At 45.3% G+C, this 18,717-nt stretch carries 18 protein-coding genes, 2 pseudogenes and 2 riboswitches; of the genes and pseudogenes, 7 read left to right on the top strand and 13 right to left on the bottom strand.

Annotated features, from left to right (window positions below; genetic code table 11):
- A partial coding sequence (locus tag QUB10_RS31230) for a hypothetical protein (protein ID WP_333207032.1) occupies window positions 1-262 on the top strand: 262 nt, incomplete at its 5' end.
- Here QUB10_RS31230 and QUB10_RS31225 read toward each other — a convergent pair.
- A complete protein-coding gene (locus tag QUB10_RS31225) occupies window positions 227-799 on the bottom strand; it encodes a DUF4360 domain-containing protein (RefSeq protein WP_333207031.1) in 573 nt (190 codons plus the stop codon). The genes QUB10_RS31230 and QUB10_RS31225 overlap by 36 nt on opposite strands.
- A gap of 590 nt (window positions 800-1,389) precedes the next feature.
- On the opposite strand from QUB10_RS31225, the gene upp reads away from it, so the two are divergent.
- A complete protein-coding gene (gene upp / locus QUB10_RS31220) occupies window positions 1,390-2,025 on the top strand; it encodes a uracil phosphoribosyltransferase (protein ID WP_333207030.1) in 636 nt (211 codons plus the stop codon).
- Window positions 2,026-2,285: 260 nt separating this feature from the next.
- Window positions 2,286-2,492, top strand: a complete 207-nt coding sequence (locus QUB10_RS31215; RefSeq protein ID WP_333207029.1) for a hypothetical protein — start codon at window positions 2,286-2,288, stop codon at window positions 2,490-2,492.
- Window positions 2,493-2,874: 382 nt separating this feature from the next.
- Here QUB10_RS31215 and QUB10_RS31210 read toward each other — a convergent pair whose 3' ends face one another.
- Together QUB10_RS31210 and QUB10_RS31205 are read right to left on the bottom strand one after the other, a co-directional pair.
- Window positions 2,875-4,797, bottom strand: a complete 1,923-nt coding sequence (locus QUB10_RS31210) for a hypothetical protein (protein ID WP_333207028.1) — start codon at window positions 4,795-4,797, stop codon at window positions 2,875-2,877.
- Between the two features lie 34 nt (window positions 4,798-4,831).
- Entirely contained in the window at window positions 4,832-6,175 is a 1,344-nt protein-coding gene (locus QUB10_RS31205) for a glycosyltransferase family 4 protein (protein WP_333207027.1), read from the bottom strand.
- A 76-nt stretch (window positions 6,176-6,251) separates the two neighbouring features.
- On the opposite strand from QUB10_RS31205, the gene QUB10_RS31200 reads away from it, so the two are divergent.
- Together QUB10_RS31200 and QUB10_RS31195 are read left to right on the top strand one after the other, a co-directional pair.
- On the top strand, window positions 6,252-6,722 hold the full coding sequence (locus QUB10_RS31200; RefSeq protein ID WP_333207026.1) for a tetratricopeptide repeat protein: 471 nt from the start codon (window positions 6,252-6,254) through the stop codon (window positions 6,720-6,722).
- 166 nt (window positions 6,723-6,888) lie between these two features.
- The gene (locus QUB10_RS31195) at window positions 6,889-7,845 is read left to right on the top strand and encodes a glycosyltransferase (RefSeq protein WP_333207034.1); all 957 of its coding nucleotides are present in this window, start codon (window positions 6,889-6,891) and stop codon (window positions 7,843-7,845) included.
- Window positions 7,846-7,901: 56 nt separating this feature from the next.
- Here the strand turns inward: QUB10_RS31195 and QUB10_RS31190 are convergent, their stop codons facing one another.
- On the bottom strand, window positions 7,902-8,183 hold the full coding sequence (locus QUB10_RS31190) for an antibiotic biosynthesis monooxygenase (protein WP_333207025.1): 282 nt from the start codon (window positions 8,181-8,183) through the stop codon (window positions 7,902-7,904).
- Between the two features lie 230 nt (window positions 8,184-8,413).
- Here QUB10_RS31190 and QUB10_RS31185 point away from each other — a divergent pair.
- Both QUB10_RS31185 and QUB10_RS31180 read left to right on the top strand, forming a co-directional pair.
- Window positions 8,414-9,484, top strand: a pseudogene (locus QUB10_RS31185) (IS630 family transposase).
- A gap of 189 nt (window positions 9,485-9,673) precedes the next feature.
- A complete protein-coding gene (locus tag QUB10_RS31180; protein WP_333207024.1) occupies window positions 9,674-10,375 on the top strand; it encodes a diacylglycerol/polyprenol kinase family protein in 702 nt (233 codons plus the stop codon).
- A gap of 296 nt (window positions 10,376-10,671) precedes the next feature.
- On the opposite strand, the gene QUB10_RS31175 is transcribed toward QUB10_RS31180, so the two are convergent.
- The 9 genes and pseudogenes from QUB10_RS31175 to QUB10_RS31135 all read right to left on the bottom strand — a co-directional run.
- Window positions 10,672-11,520, bottom strand: a complete 849-nt coding sequence (locus QUB10_RS31175; protein WP_333207023.1) for an ABC transporter ATP-binding protein — start codon at window positions 11,518-11,520, stop codon at window positions 10,672-10,674.
- 306 nt (window positions 11,521-11,826) lie between these two features.
- Window positions 11,827-12,693 carry a methyltransferase domain-containing protein gene (locus tag QUB10_RS31170; protein WP_333207022.1) on the bottom strand — a complete coding sequence of 289 codons (867 nt, stop codon included), beginning with the start codon at window positions 12,691-12,693 and terminating at the stop codon, window positions 11,827-11,829.
- A 19-nt stretch (window positions 12,694-12,712) separates the two neighbouring features.
- Window positions 12,713-13,153, bottom strand: a complete 441-nt coding sequence (locus QUB10_RS31165; protein ID WP_333207021.1) for a hypothetical protein — start codon at window positions 13,151-13,153, stop codon at window positions 12,713-12,715.
- Window positions 13,154-13,310: 157 nt separating this feature from the next.
- A riboswitch (cobalamin riboswitch) is annotated at window positions 13,311-13,455 on the bottom strand.
- 40 nt (window positions 13,456-13,495) lie between these two features.
- Window positions 13,496-14,074, bottom strand: coding sequence for a Uma2 family endonuclease (locus QUB10_RS31160; RefSeq protein WP_333207020.1), 579 nt, complete (start codon window positions 14,072-14,074; stop codon window positions 13,496-13,498).
- A 249-nt stretch (window positions 14,075-14,323) separates the two neighbouring features.
- The gene (locus QUB10_RS31155) at window positions 14,324-15,772 is read right to left on the bottom strand and encodes an ABC transporter substrate-binding protein (RefSeq protein ID WP_333207019.1); all 1,449 of its coding nucleotides are present in this window, start codon (window positions 15,770-15,772) and stop codon (window positions 14,324-14,326) included.
- A 415-nt stretch (window positions 15,773-16,187) separates the two neighbouring features.
- Complete coding sequence (gene cbiQ / locus QUB10_RS31150; RefSeq protein WP_333207018.1) at window positions 16,188-16,988, bottom strand: cobalt ECF transporter T component CbiQ; 801 nt, start codon at window positions 16,986-16,988, stop codon at window positions 16,188-16,190.
- Window positions 16,985-17,317 carry an energy-coupling factor ABC transporter substrate-binding protein gene (locus QUB10_RS31145; protein ID WP_333207017.1) on the bottom strand — a complete coding sequence of 111 codons (333 nt, stop codon included), beginning with the start codon at window positions 17,315-17,317 and terminating at the stop codon, window positions 16,985-16,987. The genes cbiQ and QUB10_RS31145 overlap by 4 nt, the downstream gene beginning before the upstream one ends.
- Before the next feature lie 6 nt (window positions 17,318-17,323).
- Window positions 17,324-18,040 (bottom strand): energy-coupling factor ABC transporter permease, encoded by a 717-nt coding sequence (locus QUB10_RS31140; protein WP_333207033.1) that lies wholly within the window; start codon window positions 18,038-18,040, stop codon window positions 17,324-17,326.
- Between the two features lie 61 nt (window positions 18,041-18,101).
- Window positions 18,102-18,241, bottom strand: a riboswitch (cobalamin riboswitch).
- Window positions 18,242-18,249: 8 nt separating this feature from the next.
- Window positions 18,250-18,717 (bottom strand): annotated as a pseudogene (locus tag QUB10_RS31135) (RNA-guided endonuclease IscB); the annotation flags it as partial.

The following is an 18,717-nucleotide window of genomic DNA, read 5'->3' as shown; positions in this document are numbered from 1 at the left end:
AACAGGCAAGATGCCTGTTCCACAAAATATAAATTTTCTTGTGGAACAGGCATCTTGCCTGTTGCTGACAATGGTGCAAGATATCAGATGTAACGGATGTCAGGAAGAAGGAAGAGGGAAGAAGCAAGAAGGAAGAGGGAAAATTATTCCCTCTTCCAACTTAAAACTTAAAAATCAAAATTCCAACCTGAAAACTATACCTCACACTACACTCCCAACAAGCTGCTTAGCGACAAGTGCGATATTTGACGTGATAAACTAAACCGCGATGAGCCAAATCGAAAGAGTCAACGGTGGCCATGCCAGCACCACGGGCTGTCATTGCAGCATTTACTCTCATATTTACACTGTCGCCGCAGCGAGACCAAACATTAGCTACAGTGGCTAAGCTATCTCGAACATTGTAGTTAGTTTCGCCGCTGAGATTTCGATTAAAAACTGGGCCGCGGGCTCCAGCGAAAAAGTATTCTGCCCGCAGGTTGCCTGTGGTTTTGGGAGCCACGTAGCCGCGGTAATCAGCATCGTAGATAGAAATTTGGTAGCCTTGAGGTACTTTGATGGGAATGCTCAGATTGCAGCTTTTTCGGCTTTCTGCTGAGACATTTCCCAGGGCTGCAAACTTGTCAAATAGGATGGTCAGTTCTTGACCGTCGGGGCTGACGCTGACGCTGGCGGAGCGATCTGGGCAACCGCTACCCCCATAGCTTGCACCTAAAATTTGAACGGCAGGATTAGCCAAGGCGGGGCCGATAGAAGCAGTCATTAATGCCGTAGCTAGCAATAGTTTTACAAACTTCATGGATGTTCTTCTTAATAAGTTAAGTTGTGTGTTAGGAGCACCCTAAAAAATTGGAACTGAATTTAGGTAATGTGTTTTAAACTTGGATCTGACCGCCTTCATGTGGAAAGATGAAAAGCCAGTCAAGCCAAGCTTATGACCTCATGTGCAGTTCCTCTTCAGTTTTTTCGATTAGTGAGTTAACCGGGAAAATAGGTTTTCTGCTGATACTTTCTAAGATTCGTGTCTCTTCGTGAAAGTTCCGGAAGATTTCGGTGCGAAACTCCGGATCTGTGTTAATGGGCTTGGACGGAGCACGAGACAGCGAGCTAGACCAGTCGGGAGGCTTTTACGCCCGGATCTGCGTTCTTAGGAAGAGGAAACGAGATAATGACATATTTGTGTATTTTCAAACCTCGCATACTTAGTGTCGCGCTGGGCGGATGAAAGGCAATTGTCGGATCGAATTTTATTAGCGCGATATTCGTGTTTTCAATAGGGTTTAATATAAGTAGTCCAGGACGCAGGGGCCGCCTAAACCGTTTTTTTTTTCGTCAAGAATGCCTGGATGACTGATAAGTTAGAATAAAGCCAATTAATTATTCAAAAAAATGAGTGCTAAAGTTACTGTCATCGACCATCCTTTGATACAGCATAAGTTAACTCTCATGCGACAAACTCAAACGAGCACGGCGAAATTTCGCCAACTGCTGAAAGAGATTGGGATGCTGCTAGCCTATGAAGTGACGCGAGATTTGCCGCTAAAATACGAACTAATAGAAACGCCGATCGCAAAAATGAATGCACCGGTGCTGGCTGCAGAAAAGAAAATTGTTATTATTTCGATTATGCGTGCCGGTCAGGGATTGTTAGATAGTATTTTAGAACTGATTCCGTCCGCAAGGGTAGGACATATTGGTTTGTACCGCGATCCGACAACTCGGATGGTGATCGAATATTATTTCAAAGTTCCCCAAGATATCGAACAGCGAGATGTTTTAATTGTCGATCCGATGCTGGCTACTGGTAATTCAGCAGTGGCGGCAGTGGATAGGCTGAAAGAAGTTAATCCGAAGTCTATTAAATTTTTGTGCTTGCTGGCGGCACCGGAGGGAGTGGGGCACTTTCACGAACAACACCCTGACGTGCAGATTTATACGGCGGCAGTTGATGAGTGTTTGGACGAGCATGGCTATATTGTACCGGGATTGGGAGATGCGGGCGATCGGCTTTACGGCACTCTGTGAATTCAATAAAATTATTTTCTGCTGTATATGCCAATACATTCATTTAAAAATAAGTTTACTAACATAAGCATTGGTTTGATAGTGCCATACAATGTAAATTGTAAAATTTTAATGTCAGGGAAAGCCTATATATAACAATGGTTGTAGGGTTTTATTACATTAAATTCGTAAATTGCATAATCTAGATGTATTTACTGCATTTTCTGGTTAAATTCTATGCCTTTAGTGTAATTTCTTGCCAGAATTAGTTATTAAAATAGATGTATGATGCTAACCGTTTGCGATCGACTACTAACATTTTCTTGACGAGGGAAAAAACAATGGAGACTACAGCACAGAAGGAAGCCCCAACTCAGCCTGTTGAGGAAGTGAAAATTCAGAATATCAACAGTTTGGAGTTTGAGCTTTGGGCTAAAGCAGTCAAACGGCAGATGATTGCAGCACTCTCTAAAAAGGGCGCGATTTGAGAGCTCTGGGTTTTTTGTGTGCAACTTGTGTTAATTAATTAAATTAACAAAATTTTTGTCTGCATTGTTGTCCGAGTTACGGGAGGGGCAAGAGAAAGAATTTTCCTTTTTCCGAGTTTTGGACGTACAGGTGGAAGGAAGCCGGGTTTTTTTACGAAAATACTTCTGTTGCAATCGGCAGAAATGGTAAAAAAACCCGGTTTCTTTGTGTCATATCATGTCTGATCCAGTGACCGCGATTAAAAGGGCGGGTTTTTGAGATTGTCATTTATTGGCAGATATTTTTCGTGAACCCGCCCCTACCGTATTATGGGTAATCGACCGGACATAATATCAAGAGTGCCTCCGGGACTGTTCTATCTGCCGAATGCTTTCTGCCAGATTACGATCGCTTGTCAACCGCCGCCAGCAAGCGCAGACTTCCATCTTGAATCTGCACTGCTTTCACCGTTCCTACAGCAACTCTTTGTTGACCGTTAGCCATCGCTACCTCAATCTTAATCTTGGGGTCAGCCTGTAATCCCAGCCGCCCCCAGAGCCACTTGACTTGAGTAGCAGGAAAAGAGCTCACTTCTACATCAGAAAAGGGCGAATTAACCCAGCGGCTACCGTCGTAAAAACTCGCTACCTGCACCTGATACCAAACTTGTTCTCCCGCCAATTTTAACTCATTGTTCGGTTCTGGTTCCAGCCACTCAGCGGGATTGACACTGTTAATTAAAGTAGCAGAACCCATAATTTGACTTTTGTGGTCTTCTAGATTTTCAGCCTGAGAAACTGCTTCCTCAAGTTTGTTGACCAAATTCCGAATTCGACTTCTGGTTTCGCTGTCAGTATCTGATTGCTGGTCGAGCCAATTCATCGCCTCGCGAGTTCCGTCTTGAGAAGCTACAATCAGCGCGCCCCAAGCCTTGACATCGGCGTCAGCGGCATTCACTCTCAAGGCGGCGTCTATGCGGTTCCAGATCCGCCCGCCGTCATTTTTGAGGGTTGTGGCTATTTCGTTACTGTTGCTCGGATCTGCTTCAAATACTTGCAAAGCTTCGGCCCAGCGGCCGTCGATCAATTCTGCGAGAACTTGTTGACCGGGACTGGCCCAAGATGCGATCGCCTGAGCCCGAGTAATCTTAGCGTGAAATTCGATCGTTTCTAGCTGAGCTTGCGCGACAGCGGGCCAATTTTTGCCAGCTTTCCCCTTCGCCACACGCATGACATTTAATGCTGGAGACCACAGCCCGCTTTTCGCCAGTCGCAGCCCATTTTTGTAAGTCTCGTCATTGAAAGCAATTTCTTCTAAAGAAATCGCCGTTAACTGAACGGGGTTCGGCAAAAATTTGCGCGGGCCAATTTGATAAAGGGTAAATTGCGGCTCTAAACCAACTGTTTGGTCGATCGCCAACTGGGGGTTTTCGCCCTTAACAATTTGCTGCCAATTCGGCGCTTGTCCCGCCGCACTCGCCCACTCCAACAGCGGCATTAAATGGTTTTGGCTGGGGTTGTAGCGAACGACTTGTCCGTAGGGAATTTTCCTGTCGCCCCGCTTTAGTTGACCGCTGACATTAAACCAAATGCCCGATGCTGGGGGCTTTCCGTCAAAGCGGCGCAGTTCTGTTAGGGGTAACGACTGATTCGAGGCTTGATTGTCAGATGTAGAGTCAGCTAAAGAAGCAATGACAAAAGATTCCGCAGGGCCTTCTAGATTCACAGAACTTGCTAACTGAAAATACTGCTCTTTATCGGAACTGCGATCGGGAAGCTGCACCCGCTTGTACACCCGAAGTTCGACAATTTGACGGCAAGGATTTTTGCAAACAGTAGAAGCTTTAACAGTTCTTTCTACCATCACCGGCAATAGCAAATCGGAAATAGAATTATCGCGGGATTGATCGACGGGAAGCGACAGGGGTTCTCCGGTTACGAATCCCAATTTGCGGATGCTGGCTTTGATTTGATCGAGAGTTTGGATCGAATCTCTGCTACCTGTAGGCAGGCGCGACCATTCCGGCACAAATTGAGAGATCAACTTGTTGCCATTGGGATCGACGATGAGCTGATAACTCAGCCAAGCGCCGCCTCCCATTAAAGCTGCACAGCCACCCAAGATGCTGAGGGCTGTCAAATTAGCTATCAGTCTTTTCCAGGGATATCTGGCGCGAGTTCGGGGAGTAGGTATTGGACGCTGGGACTCTTGAAGATTTTTGGGGCGTCGGGTTTGGCGCCGCCGTCTTGTCGGAGGAGGAGCAACTTTGGGATTTTCTGGGGGTTTGGCTCGATTTTTTGAGGGGTTAATTTTGTGTTCCATCATGCCATTTTAGAATTTAGATTTTAGAATTTAGAGTTTAAAATTGCAATAGCCGATCGTACTGCCGACCTATGATATCCCAAGTGTATTGGCTTTCAACGAGCGATCGAGCCCTGACAGAGAGCTCCTGTCTTAGCTGCTGATTTTCAAACACACTGGCGATCGCCTCAACATACTCCTGAACTTTGTTCGCCCGCAAGGCCCTGATCAGTTGTGGGCCGCCATCGACGGCTAAACCCTCCAAACCTCGATCGCTAGCAACCACGGGAGTTCCCGCAGCCATCGCCTCCAAAGTTTTATTTTTAATCCCAAAACCAATCCGCATCGGCACCACACAAACAGCAGCTTGATGCAAATATTCTGCCACCCTTTGCACCCGGCCTACTACTTGAATTCCGGGAAGTTCCCCCAAGGCGAGCACTTCCGGGACTGGCGAAGCCCCTACTAAGGTGAGGGTAGCATCGGGATACCGCTGCTGCAAAGGTGGCAGTATTTGCAAACTCAGAAACCGCGCCGCGTCAATATTCGGCAAATTGTTCATTGCGCCTGCAAAAATTAAGGTGTGTCCTCCCGGATCGATCGACCGGTACGGAAATTGAGTTAAATCCACGCCGTTAGGAATTACATCTATGGGAGGTACAAAAAAATCTTGTTTTCCTGGCACTCGAACCGGAGGCGACAGCAATTCTAGGAGTTGCTCTCTGTCGGTGGATGTTGTCGCGACAATGCGGGAGAATTTGGAACAGTAGCGTTTTTCGTAGCGGGCGAGTAGGGGTAAATTTAGTCGATCGCGCAGGGGTTTTTCCGAGGTGCCGGTTGCTAACATTTCCCTGCAAGTTCCCCAAACAGAACTGTGAATGTTTGCCACTGTCAGCAGTTTTTGCCGCCATTCTGGACGCACGTAAATCTCGTTAACGCTGTGTTCGCAGGTGACAGTATCGCATTTGTCTGCTGTTACCAATTCGTCTGCCCAATTCTGCATTGCTTGGGAGTAGCTTGAGAGTACGTTCGGAGGTGTGCCGGACAACAAAAATCGACTGAATCTGTGGAATTTTCCTATTATTTCAGAGAACCCCCCCTCAGTCCCCCCCTTGTTAAGGGGGGGAGGTAAAAATCCTTCCTCAGTCTCCTGGTGGAGTCTTAGCCCCCCCTTAGCAAGGGGGGGTTGGGGGGGTGTCTGCGGATGGGGAAAAACTGCTAATTCTGTGACTTGCTGGCGCAATGTGTCGATTTGTGCATCGGTGACATCGGACGATCGTACTGTGCCGAGAATTACATCATGGCGCCGGCTCAAGTATTGCAATAAATTAAACGTCCTTACCTGAGTTCCTCCGCGACTTGGCGGATAAGGAAAAGTCGAGGAAAGCATCAAAATCTTCATGGGATGTGGAATAAATAAAGTTGCCGCTTGCGCGATAAAATTGATTGATTAAATCTTTTTAACAATCTTCGCACCTATGGACGAATTATCTGTTAAGGCGCTGCTCGAAGACTTGAAAAAGTCCGACGAAATCGTGCGGGATCGGGCAACTGCAGAACTCTGGCGCACTTGGTTTAACCAGAAGGGTGACTATGGGATGCAAATTCTCAGGCGAGCGCAAGTTTCGCTGGATGCAGGCGATGTTCGCCACGCTTTGGATTTGCTGACGAAATTGATTGCGGAAGCGCCGGATTTTGCGGAAGCTTGGAACCGACGCGCCGTACTTCACTATACCCAAGGAAATTATAAAAAGTCGATCGAGGACTGCCAAATCGTCCTCAAACTGAACCCGGTGCATTTTGGGGCGTTGCACGGTCTGGGTTTGTGCTACGCTGCCTTGGGAGAATACCTAAATGCTATTCAAGCTTTTCGTCGCGCTTTGGAAATTCAACCTTTTGCTTTGGTGAATCAAAAGTTAATTCTCGAATGTACGGCTCGTTTGAGTTAAAATCAACTGTGGAGTGAAGGAAGAAGGAAGTTCGGCAACGGATTATGTAACGGATGTAACGGATGTAAAGGATAGAAGGAAGAAGGAAGAAGGAAGAAGAAAGAAAATCTATGGTTTCAGATTTTTTTCGTAATCTCAAATCTCAAATCTCAAATTGTCTAAGTTAGTGCCGAAAATTAGCGTTTGCATTCCTACTTACAATCGAGTGCATCTGCTGGCTTGTGCGATCGCCAGCGTGCTAGATCAAACTTATACAGATTTTGAATTAATTATCTGTGATGATGGTTCTACTGACAGCACTCCTCTGTTGATGTCGGAATTTGTCGATCGCGGGATTCGCTACATTCGCCACCCGCAGAATATCGGCAAGAGTAATAATATGCGATCGGGCTTTGCGGCAGCAAGGGGCGAATATTTTATCAAGTTTGACGATGACGATCGCCTGAGCCCGCAATTTCTAGAGCGGACATCTGCTATTTTAGATAAAGACCCCAGCATCGATTTTGTCAGTACAGATCACTGGGTGATCGACATTAACAATTATATAGATGAAAACCAGACGAAACTCAATTCGCAGCAGTGGGGCCGCACCGAGTTGTCGGCTGGAATTATTGAGGATTTGCTATCTGCTGTTTTTCTCAGACAAAGTTTGCAAATAGGGGCGACTTTGTTTCGGCGCCGCGCCCTGGAAGAAGTGGGATTTCTGCGGCCGAATTTGCAAAATTGCGAAGATAACGATTTGTTTGTGAGACTTGCGATTGCGGGCAAAAAGTGCTATTACTTGCCGGAGCTGTTGATGGAGTATCGAGTTCATGCAGGACAGCAAGGAGTCGATCGGGCAATTCCGTATTTAAGCGATAAATTGCGCTATTTGATCGGCTACGAATTTGATTCCGAGAAGTTGGAAACAGTCAGGCTCAAAAGGATTGCCGAAACTCAATTAGCGCTAGGTTTGCGGCTGATTGAGGTTGGTGAAACTGCAAAAGGGCGCCTGATGGTCCGGGCTGGAAAGTCTGTTTCTGCGGCGAAAATGTGGGCTGGTTTGGGATTGTCGTTGCTGCCCGTCGAGTTGCGTCCAAAAGCGTTTGAGTTGGTGCGGGAGTTGTTGAAACGGGAGTTGTGAAGGCGTAGGATTTCCACAGAATAACCGGCCGTTTCAACCGCCAAGTCTGATTACTTTTACAATACTCCTGACTCTAATTGGTCTAGATAGATAAACTCAGGAGCTTTAACTCCCGCTTCTTCTCTAATTTTAACCAGTCTAGGCGACTCAAAAAACGCCCTAGCATCTGCGATTGATGTCCACGCGGAGAAATGAACTATTTTGTTTGGTTCATTGTCATACTTCAAGACTTGATAGGAGCGCTCTCCAGCTTCTTTTCGGATGCTTCCAGCATTATCGAATACCTGTTTCCAAGCTTCATAATTTTCTACTTCATGAATAATTAAGACATACTGCATAGCAATAAAGTTTATTGGAACTTTAAGTTTGTGATGCTGCAAATTATAACAGGCGATCGCACATTTTTTCTCCCTAAACTACGATCGCCCCACGTCCAAAATGCCAAGCTGTCATCAATGGAAGCGATTGCTTCCCTTCGGTCGCAATGACATAAGTAGGTAGGCGTAAAAAAACCAAATCATGTTAAGATAAGTAAACACTCAAGATTTGATTTACAAAATCAACAAATATGGGCGCACGTTTAAGAGTATTTCTCAATCAAGAAGAAGACCGAACACTATTTGAATTGAGGACAGCAACAACAGTACCTCAAAAAGTAAAAGATCGAGCACAAATTATTAGATTGAACTCCCAGGGATGTTATGTAGAGGAGATAGCAGCTCATTTTAATTGTAGAGAGGAAACAATTAGAGAAGTAATTCATCGGTGGGTGAAAATGGGTTTGGGAGGATTATGGTCAACCAAAGGCAGAGGGGTCAAAGCCAAATGGAAAGAATCAGACATTGTTCATCTAGAAGAATGTCTCCTCAATGAACCACGCAGATATAATAGTCGTCAACTTGCTCAAAAATTAGAACAGGAACGCGGGGTCAAATTAAGCCCTGACAGATTAAGACGCATCCTCAAAAAAAAAAGATTATTTGGAAACGAACCCGACCAAGCCATAAAGACAAGCAAGACCCATTACAACGCTCGATTAAACAGGCAGATCAAGATATGTTAGAGTTGGCAGCGGCGGCGGGAGAAATCGATCTGAAATATCTGGATGAATCAGGTTTTTGCTTGTGGAGTCCCACTGGATATACCTATTACCCAATTGGAGCGCAAAAACGGCTAGAGCAAACGAAACGAAGGGGGCGAAGACTTAGTATTTTAGGCTTGCTACAGCCGTGTGTCAGTTTCGCGTATGGGTTGGCTGTTGGGAGTTTTAGCAGCAAATCATATATCACTATTATGGAAAATGAAGCAAAACAAGCTGAGGCATGAAATGAAATCAACTGGACGGATCAGAGTGATAATTCAAGATAATGGTCCCATACACAAATCCCTGGATGTCCAACAAAAATGGTCTCAGTGGGAAAGCCAGGGATTGTATATTTTCTTTTTACCTAAATACTGTTCGGAAATGAACAAGATTGAACTGGAATGGCAGCAACTTAAAAATCATGAACTGGTCGGACAAATGTTTGAAGATGAACTAGATATTGCCTACGCAGTAATGGATGGAATTGAAGCGAGAGGACAACGAGGAAATTATACAACTAATCGCTTTAAATTCAGTTCCTATCCTGGTTGTTAACATTTCTTTACTTACCTTGGTTTTTTTATACCGACCTACTTACTTATGAATCAGGACTTAGGTAAAAAGTGGTTGAACGCGCGAATTATAGGTGTAAGAGTCCATCCACACCGCACCCTACATAATTAGGTTATGCGTAAGTCCTGTAAAGTAGTAAACAGTGCCCGATCTAAGTTTTGCCTAAATATCGTGTCTATATTTTCTGAAGTTCCGACTGTGTGGCTGCAAATTTCCCTCGTGGGAGTCTGGTTGGGTTTGATTTTACTGGTAGCTGAAGGGTTAAATCGCTTTTGTTCTGTCGATGCTGAGGTATCGCGGAAGGTTGTTCACATCGGTACTGGAAATGTGATTTTGCTGGCTTGGTGGCTGGAAATACCCGGTTGGGTGGGGATTTCGGCGGGGGTTTTAGCAGGTGCGATCGCCCTAATTTCTTACCAAGTTCCGATTTTGCCCAGTCTTAACAGTATCAACCGGAAGAGTTGGGGGACTTTTTTCTATGCTGTTAGTATCAGCGTTCTCGTGGCTTGGTTTTGGCCGCTGCAACATCAGGAATACGCTGCTTTGGGCATTTTAGTGATGACTTGGGGCGACGGATTGGCTGCTGTCATCGGCCAAAAATACGGCAAACATATTTATCGAGTTGGGGGAATGCAGAAGAGTTGGGAAGGTTCTGCAACTATGTATTTGGTGAGTTTTGCTGTTAGCAGTTTGATTTTGCTGGCGGTTCAAGGCAATATTTGGCAAACTTGGGCTGTGTCTGCTGTTGTAGCTTTAGTTGCTGCTATTTTGGAATCGGTTTCCAAGCTGGGAATTGACAATCTGACTGTGCCCATCGGCAGTGGGGCGATCGCCTTTTTCCTCAATCAATTTTTGATAATTGGTAATGTGTAATCTGAACTTCCCCCCACGGGGGGAATTGCTGGATAGAGATATGAATTCACGATTTCGCAATTGCTATAAGCCAAGTATGGTGAGTTTTGTAACATTAAGCCACAAGGTAATTCCTACGGTGAATCAGCAAAGCGAATTATCAATTATCTAAGGATCGCGAATTAAATAATTTACACTCTTGAAAGTGGGGAGTAGGGGTTGGGAACTCTTAGCCCGCCCTTTCTGGACGGGCGGGACGCCCATCCCACAAGAACCATCAAAATTCTAAGTTATTTAATTCTTATTCCTAAGTTCCGTTAAAGCAGCCGACGTGCTTGTAAAATTTGTTGTTGCCATTGCTCGAAAGCGGGGATTTTTGAGCGATCGTCTGTGGGAAACATCGCCCTTATTTGCTCCATCAGCTCGATCGCCAGCGGTACGCCAAGCTGCAATTGTTCCAACACATCCCGCTGAGCAAAAACGGTTTCCGGTGTTCCTTCTAAAATCAATTTTCCTCGATCCATGACAAACACCCAATCAGCCCAGCGGTAGATGAAATCGAGGTCGTGACTTGCTAAAAGGATTGTGGTTCCAGCGCTGTGAATTTGTTGAAGTAAACCGATCAGTTGTCGGGTGTGACGCGGATCGAGATAGGCGGTAGGTTCATCTAACAGCAGCAGTTTCGGCTCCAGAACCATGATATCGGCGATGGAAACCCGCTTTTTCTGGCCCAAACTGAGATTGTGAATTGGTTCGCGGGCGAGTTCGCTTAGATCGAATTGGTCGATCGCCTGCTGCACCTGTTGAGCAATTTCGGATTCTGTCAAGCCTAAATTGTACAATCCATAGGAAATATCTTCTTCTACCGTCGAAGCTACTAATTGATGTTCGGGATTTTGAAAGACGAGTCCGATTTGTTGGCGCAGTTGCATCAAAGATTTGCGATCGTAGCGAAAGGGTTCACCTTGCCAGCTAATGATTCCCTGTTGCGGTTGATATAAGCCATTTGCTAACAGAAAAAATGTAGTTTTGCCACAGCCATTTTGACCGATCAGCCCGCACCGTTTCCCAGCGGGAACTTTGAGATTTAAACCCTGAATTGCCACTCGCGAACCGCAGGGATAGGAGTAGGAAGTGCCAGCGAATTCGAGAATCCATTCAGACATATTCGTTATTTTTTCTTTTTTCTAGCCTTGTTCCCAGGCAGAGCCTGGGAATAAATACCCGGAGGCTATGCCTCCAATTACCGATTACCGATGAATGATTACCAATTACCGATTACCGATTTTCATTGTATAGCAATCCTTGCAGGACTCGTAAACTTTTTACCCCACCCCAACCCTCCCCTTATCAAGGGGAGGGAGTAAGAAATTCACAAAGGAGTCGTAAACTTTTTACCCCACCCCAACCCTCCCCTTATCAAGGGGAGGGAGTAAGAAATTCACAAATGATTTAGAATTGCTAAATTTGTGTCAGCCTTGATCAGATTTTGACAACTGCCAAAGTTGCATTTCATAACAGAGATGTTGCTCAAAAAGTTGACTTGCCTCCAATCCTTCAACCACCAGCTTCTTGAACCAGCGACGAAATATCCACCGCAGGAATTTGTGGACGGGGGGAACTGTGATCGCAATCAAATCTGCAACATAGATCATTGTATTCAGTCCATATCGGCGGAAAGTATCGACATACAAATCGATTGTTGGCAAAATATGGGCGGAAATATCCTCAGTTTTTACTAAAGTGAATCCAGCTTGCTTTAATGCTGCATGAAGTTCCGTAACAACATGACAATTAGAGAACATTCCCTCTTTATAATTAGCATCAGATCGCAGCATATCAGCCAGCAAAACATAACCGCCGGGATTGAGGATTTTGGCGGCACCGTTAGCAATATCAACAGCCGACATATACTGGCTACTTTCGCTAAAGAGAATAAGATCGTAGAAATGGGTTGCTTTGAAGTCTTCAAACCTCGTGAGGTGGAAGATTGCCCGATCACCCGTACACTTAACAAAGCGCTGTTGTTGGAACGGATCGGGTGCGAGCCCTTCCACTGCAAAACCTCGATCGAGCAAATAAGCCGCATTTCCGCCAATCCCGCAGCCCACATCGAGTATCGTATGAGTGCCTTTGGGGATCGCATCCAACAGTTTTACAGTATAAGCTTGCTGAGCGACGCGCAATCGTGCGATCGTTAGTTCGTCAGCGGGCACAGGTAGGGTTTCCCAATAGCCGTAGTGAAGGTAGGGCGAATCTGTCAAGCCCAAATAGTAATTAAGCGCTGCATTTTGGTAGCGAGTCACCTTGGAAATTTCGATTGATTTTGGCTGCGGCATTCGGAAAATTTAGTAAGTTTTAGGATTTCGGGCAGAGTTGAAATTCTTCCCAGCGCTTGCATACCTGTTCATAGCACTCAACAGGAGAAATTGCCAACTTTTGCAACAAATTGATATCAATCTGACCGTTGGCGATCGACAAAAATATAATTGCTGCCTTGGGTTCGTAGCTATCAATGATTTGGAGCAGATTTGAAACAGTGTTCTCCTCTATTTCTAGTTGCTGCAAATAAACGGTTGCCTCCAAGTCGGAAATAAATTGCAGATCGTACTTGATAGTATCTACGCTCCAATTCACATAGCCGTTAATGGGAGTATTGATTTTGCAAGCAACCAAGCCTCGTCCTTGATGCAAAAAGCCATTCCAAGCAGTATGTCCGATCGGCAAAATATTCTGGTGAATAAACAAGTTTTGCCAGTAGCCAAAACTACCCTGCCAAACACTATCTTCAATTCGCATTTGTTTTCCATTAAAATAATATACGCTTCAGAACCCAGAGCGAATTACATCAGCGTTCATCTGTGTTTATCTGCTGATATCTGCGGTTAAAAAACCCCAATCCAATAATTTTAAAAATAATAAACTCACCATCATCCATACCTCGCAGATGAAAAACATGATTGTAAACAAATCGGCGGGCATCCTGACTCAGAGATGCAATGATCTCATTACAGTTGCGGGACAGCGCCGGATTCGCACCGAACTTTCCCCCTTACGTCTGATGTGTGTTTTTCATCAGAGCCGATCGATATACGGGGATATTACCACTATTGGGGATATTTGACAAAAAAAGCCGTGTGCCTATTCACCAAACTCAATATTTTCATACAAATCGGCCAGCGAAATTTCCACAGCAACAGATGTTAAACTGAGCCGATCGCCCATACAGCTATATTCCGAAAAAATCCACTTATTCGCTTCTGTTTTAGAATATTGCTCGACCTGTAGCCGATATTGGTCGATTAATAAATATTCCTGAAAACTAGGAATACTGCGATAAGCAGCAAACTTTTCATCGCGGTCATAAGCTTTGGTACCTTTAGACAGCACCTCAGCAATTAGCAGCGGATTAGTAATTGTATCCGTCCGTCCAGATTGCAGCTCGATCGGGCGCGCTACCACCATCACATCCGGGTAAGTATAATTATTAAGCTGCGAAACCCATAGCCGCTGATCCGAACTAAAAGTCCGATATGGTTTCCCTTTTAACGCCAGTTTCAGCGCAACAACTAAATTAGTGGTAATTTCATTGTGATCCGGTGTGCCGCCAGCCATCAGAACAATCTCCCCATTAATAAATTCATGCCGATCCTGAGAATTGATTTCTAATTCTAGATATTCCTCAGCGGTGTAGGTTTTGGTTTCAACTTGCGCGATCATACACAACGCTCTCCTTTAATCTACTCATTTTATTTTATCTTAAAAATTTGGCTAATTCAACAGAAAAGGAGAATTTAATCATGCTAAGAAACAGGCAAGATGCCTGTTCCACAAAGAGGGAATTTTCTGGTGGGGCGTGAGTTTGGCATCAAGAACAGGCTTTCCGGCCTGTTCCACAAAGATTGAATTTTCTTGTGGGGAGTAGGGGTTGGGCCGAAGAGCCCGCCCGTGCGATCGCACTTAACAAAGTTACCGCAGCGGGACAAAGTTATAGCCAGTGCTTCCTCCTTGTTTAACTTGCACTAAAATCGGCTTACCAGCCCGATCGCCTGTGGGCAAAAACTTCACATCCTCGCTCGATCCTGCTGTCGAAAAACTCGCATTTCTGAGTGCTTGTTGCAATCCTTCCCGCGTATTGCTTTGCCGCAAGCCAGCGATGACAGCTTGAGTCGCGTCAAAACTCGTTGCTGTTCGCCAATTCACAATGCCTCCCCAACGCTGGCGGGCATTTTCTGGGAAACGGCTACCGGGATTAGTGTCAGGATGCCAGGGAACGGGCAAAACAAGCCCGTCAACGTCTTTTTGTCCGTCTTTTAAAGTTTGAAAGGTGTAGAGCGTAGTGCTGCCGTAGAGTGGCAATTTGCCTCGATTGCTGCGAGCCAGAGAAATCGCACGGTCAATGCGATCGATGTGGGGTGCTACCATCAATCCTTGTGCACCTTTGCTGACAGCATCGGCCAGGGCATTTTCCGCATTAAAAGAGGGTAAGGAAAAGTCGCAAACAGTAGGCACTAATTTGCCGCCAGCAGCAGTAAGAGATGCCACAAATTCATCTTTAAATGATATGTTATCCGGTGCTTGGGAGTCATAACAAACGGCAATATTAGTTTTACCTGCTGTTTTCACTGCATATTCTGCTAAAGGAGCAGCCATTACGCTAATATTGGGTACTGTCCGAAATATGTAGCTGCCAAATCCTGATAGATTATTGGCAAAGCTAGTCGGTGTCACCATTACCAGTTTTTCTTGCTGATAGATCGGAGCTGCTTCGAGAGACGCATTGCTAGCGTTGTGTCCAATTACTCCTAGTATACTCGGATCTTTTGTCAATGTCCTTGCAACTTCTCTGACAACCTCTTGACTGTTGTCATCGTTGACAATTTCTACTTGCAGTTTTGCCCCATTTATGCGACCGCTATTATTGACTTCATCCTGAGCTTGGGCGACACCTCGGAGGATTTCTTGGGCGACATTGGGGTTACTACTAATCGGGACGCTGACAGCAATTTTCAAGGAAGAACCATTGCTGGATCGGGCATTATTCAAATAGATAATGGTTTCCGGGTCGTTGCGATTTTGTTGCAGCGATTTCTCAAAAGATGCGGCGGCAGCTTGGTAATTTCCCTCAGCAAAAGCTTGAACTCCTGCTTGTTTTGCTGCTGTTGTTTGGGAGGCTACCAATATTTGATTTCCTAAACTGATACGATTGGCGATCGCTCCGGGTGCGAGCGTTGCCGATGTAGATGTAGATGTAGGTGTATTTGCAGTTTTGGCTTTCAATAAACCGGGAAGGAACTTGTAGGCGCCAAACCCAATTAAGCCGATGGCAATAATAAAAACAATGGGCGGCGGGCTGTTTCTTTTGTTAGTATCTTGATACATACTTTTTCTCGGTATTTTGATACTGTAATTATTCATTTAATTACTGTTCACGTCAATTCATATAATTCATTAATTAAGTTCATAAAAGTCATATTTGTAATAACTGTTGCAGGAAGTGCGATCGCCCTTCTTCAAATCCGGCCCGCTAAACTAACGAGAATACGAAAATTATCAACAATAGTCCAGGACGCGCGGGTGCTCAGAAACCGGGTTTTTGGCGAGAATACTTGGTTACAACCCGCAGATTCAGTAAAAACCCGGTTTCTTTGCTTGTGATGCGTAAGTCTCGTTGATATTAACCACCGCCACCGCCACTAATCGTGAATATAATGCAGGACTTACCCACTCCGACCAAAGAAACCGGGTTTTTTACGAAAAGACACGTTATAGCTCGTAGATTCGGTAAAAAGCCCAGTTTCTTGCCCCCATTCGTCCAGAAATAACCATAAATTTAGCGTTGAAATACCACACTTAACAAAGTTAAAACCGTGCAACCAAACAAAGCTTCAAATGTATATCTTCGCGAAGGTTTGTAAGGGTAAGAATTCCAAACTCGCAGTTCTCCATTAAAGCCGCGCGACGCTAAACTCAACGAAACTTGACGGTAGTTTTCCAAAGTTCGCTGAAGCAATTGCCCGATTAAAATGCTTAAACTGTGCATTCCCCGCTTCCAAGTGCGGTAGCCACAGCGCGAGTTTTGGGCTATCCAAAGTTCATCCGCGATCGCCAATAAGCTAAAAATAAACCGATACATTAGTAATAGCAGTTCTGTGACTAACTCTGGACAGCGTAATTGTCTGAGAATCTGCAAGATTTCGGTAAATGGAACCGTCAAGAGAATGAAATACATACAACTTGTCGATGCGAAGGCGCGAACAAATAGCAAGCTCACTTGGTATATTCCAGTGCGACTTACATACAGATAAAAAGTGCCGATGCTAATGCCCCAACCTTGCCAAATATCCCATTCAATTGCGGGGATACGATCGCCCGCAACCGCACCCAACGCCAAAGCAGGCAAACTTGTCAGCAAAAACATCAACGGTAGCGACAGCAACCGCAAATACAGTTTCCCCGGAATGCCCGCATAAATGACGATCCAGACTGCTAACCAAAGGCCGATCGACAATTGGACGATCGCCCCAGAAACTAGAGACAGAATTAAAAGGGCGATCGCAAATGATAACTTGTGGATTGGCGGCAACCCGCGCAAGCGATTGGTATAAGCCAGACTATCAATCTGATGGTTCATTCCGACGATTTATGATCAGACTGCTGCCGAGATTGCGATCGGCCTTTATACAACCCAATGACATACCCAACTACGCCAGCCCCCATCGCCGCTTGAGACGCAAACAATAGACTTGAAATTTCGCTGCTAGCCGGTTCAAACAAATGATTAAACCAAGGTTTATAACCCGGTTGAATTTCAGTAATTGCTTTCTTAGCTTGGTCATCGGAACCGCCGTATTTACCCCGCACAAAAACGAGAGGAAACGCTGCCAGAAAAATCACAGCGCCAGCCAACAGCCAATTTTGCCGCGAAGTAGATTGGTAATTTTTTGTAGGTTTTTGACTCACGGCGCCTCACTCCTGTCTCAATAATTTCAAAGTTTCCAACTCCGGCTTCCCGTAAGAATGCAGCCAATTCCAGACCAATAGAGTCAGCAATCCCTCACTAATAGCCAGGGGTACTTGAGTGATAGCAAAGATGCCAGCAAACTTGATAAATGAAGCCATAAAACCGCCGCTGGCTGCCGGAAAAGCTAACGCTAATTGAATCGAAGTCGTCACATAAGTCAGTAAATCTGCCAAAGCAGCCGCACAAAAAATTGCCGCCCGCTGGCTACCAGTTCGCAACAGCAATTGATAGATAAAATACGCAGCGAAAGGGCCGACAATCGCCATCGAAAACATATTCGCTCCCAGCGTTGTCAAGCCACCATGCGCTAACAGTAATGTTTGAAACAGCAGAACTAAAGCCCCCAGTACCGCCATCACCGAAGGGCCGAACAAAATTGCACCCAAACCCGTACCCGTTGGGTGAGAACAACTGCCCGTTACCGAAGGAATTTTTAAAGCAGAAAGCACAAAAGTAAACGCACCCGCCAAAGCAAGCAATAGTTTAAGTTCCGGGTGTTCTTTTGTAATACGAGTAATCGATCGCAAACCTACTGCAAAAAAAGGCAACGCCACAATCCACCAAAACGCAGCCCATTGCACCGGCAAAAAACCTTCCGAAATGTGCATAGCTGCGGCGGGCGTTGCCGAGCCCAGGACAATATAACAACTCAAGCCAGCCATCAATCCCAAGCTGACCAATTTCCGATTTCTGGTCTTCACGCTGAACCTCGCAGATGAGACTATGTAAATTAACACATCGGCGGGCATCCTGACTCAGAAAGCGACAAAACTCTCATTACAGTTGCGGGACAGCGCCGGACTTGCACCGAACTTTCCCCGTTTCCTCTAACGGCTGCTCTTACTGCTTTTTTAGACATTTTATGACAATCTCATGCAAACGAGTAGTTATAACCATCGTTACGATGAACGGGCTTAAGGTGATTTCGAGAAACGCTAATTACGCTATCGTTCACCCGAATATCAAAGTTACCTTTGAACCTAGTGGTTTTAATCCTTTTGCACTTAACCCCCTGATGTTTTCCGTCAATTATTGAAACAATATCTCCTGTATTCCAATCTTCGACTTTTTTCTTGGGTTTATATCCCGAACGTGGAAACCCATATTTATCGGTCGGTACAACTTGACGACTGCCCCAACCCATCGCCTTAATCAACAGCGGTTGATTGACAGCCAAAGTCAAACCTTGACTTACATCTCCACAGCAAGCAGCGTCGCTCCAGTGAGCTTTTTGGAACTTCAAATTAGTCCGATTGAATTTAGTTAAAGAACCGCGTCCTACATAAATAGGTTCAATCTCTGTAGCCTTCAAAGCTTGGAACAAAGCGGACTTGGTTGC

Origin of the sequence: Microcoleus sp. B5-D4 (genome assembly GCF_036705145.1) — a bacterium.
GTDB lineage: Bacteria > Cyanobacteriota > Cyanobacteriia > Cyanobacteriales > Microcoleaceae > Microcoleus.
Note: the sequence above shows the minus strand (reverse complement) of the source record. Positions and strands in the feature narration are given on the sequence as shown.

What these genes read in the sequence shown, in the direction of transcription:
- cbiQ (WP_333207018.1), bottom strand. Translation starts at nt 16,988, where the DNA reads ATGAACCATCAGATTGATAGTCTGGCTTATACCAATCGCTTGCGCGGG.
- QUB10_RS31200 (WP_333207026.1), top strand. Translation starts at nt 6,252, where the DNA reads ATGGACGAATTATCTGTTAAGGCGCTGCTCGAAGACTTGAAAAAGTCC.
- QUB10_RS31190 (WP_333207025.1), bottom strand. Translation starts at nt 8,183, where the DNA reads ATGCAGTATGTCTTAATTATTCATGAAGTAGAAAATTATGAAGCTTGG.
- QUB10_RS31170 (WP_333207022.1), bottom strand. Translation starts at nt 12,693, where the DNA reads ATGCCGCAGCCAAAATCAATCGAAATTTCCAAGGTGACTCGCTACCAA.
- QUB10_RS31215 (WP_333207029.1), top strand. Translation starts at nt 2,286, where the DNA reads ATGTATGATGCTAACCGTTTGCGATCGACTACTAACATTTTCTTGACG.
- upp (WP_333207030.1), top strand. Translation starts at nt 1,390, where the DNA reads ATGAGTGCTAAAGTTACTGTCATCGACCATCCTTTGATACAGCATAAG.
- QUB10_RS31165 (WP_333207021.1), bottom strand. Translation starts at nt 13,153, where the DNA reads ATGCGAATTGAAGATAGTGTTTGGCAGGGTAGTTTTGGCTACTGGCAA.
- QUB10_RS31155 (WP_333207019.1), bottom strand. Translation starts at nt 15,772, where the DNA reads ATGAATAATTACAGTATCAAAATACCGAGAAAAAGTATGTATCAAGAT.
- QUB10_RS31225 (WP_333207031.1), bottom strand. Translation starts at nt 799, where the DNA reads ATGAAGTTTGTAAAACTATTGCTAGCTACGGCATTAATGACTGCTTCT.
- QUB10_RS31205 (WP_333207027.1), bottom strand. Translation starts at nt 6,175, where the DNA reads ATGAAGATTTTGATGCTTTCCTCGACTTTTCCTTATCCGCCAAGTCGC.
- QUB10_RS31210 (WP_333207028.1), bottom strand. Translation starts at nt 4,797, where the DNA reads ATGATGGAACACAAAATTAACCCCTCAAAAAATCGAGCCAAACCCCCA.
- QUB10_RS31160 (WP_333207020.1), bottom strand. Translation starts at nt 14,074, where the DNA reads ATGATCGCGCAAGTTGAAACCAAAACCTACACCGCTGAGGAATATCTA.
- QUB10_RS31175 (WP_333207023.1), bottom strand. Translation starts at nt 11,520, where the DNA reads ATGTCTGAATGGATTCTCGAATTCGCTGGCACTTCCTACTCCTATCCC.
- QUB10_RS31140 (WP_333207033.1), bottom strand. Translation starts at nt 18,040, where the DNA reads ATGGCTGGCTTGAGTTGTTATATTGTCCTGGGCTCGGCAACGCCCGCC.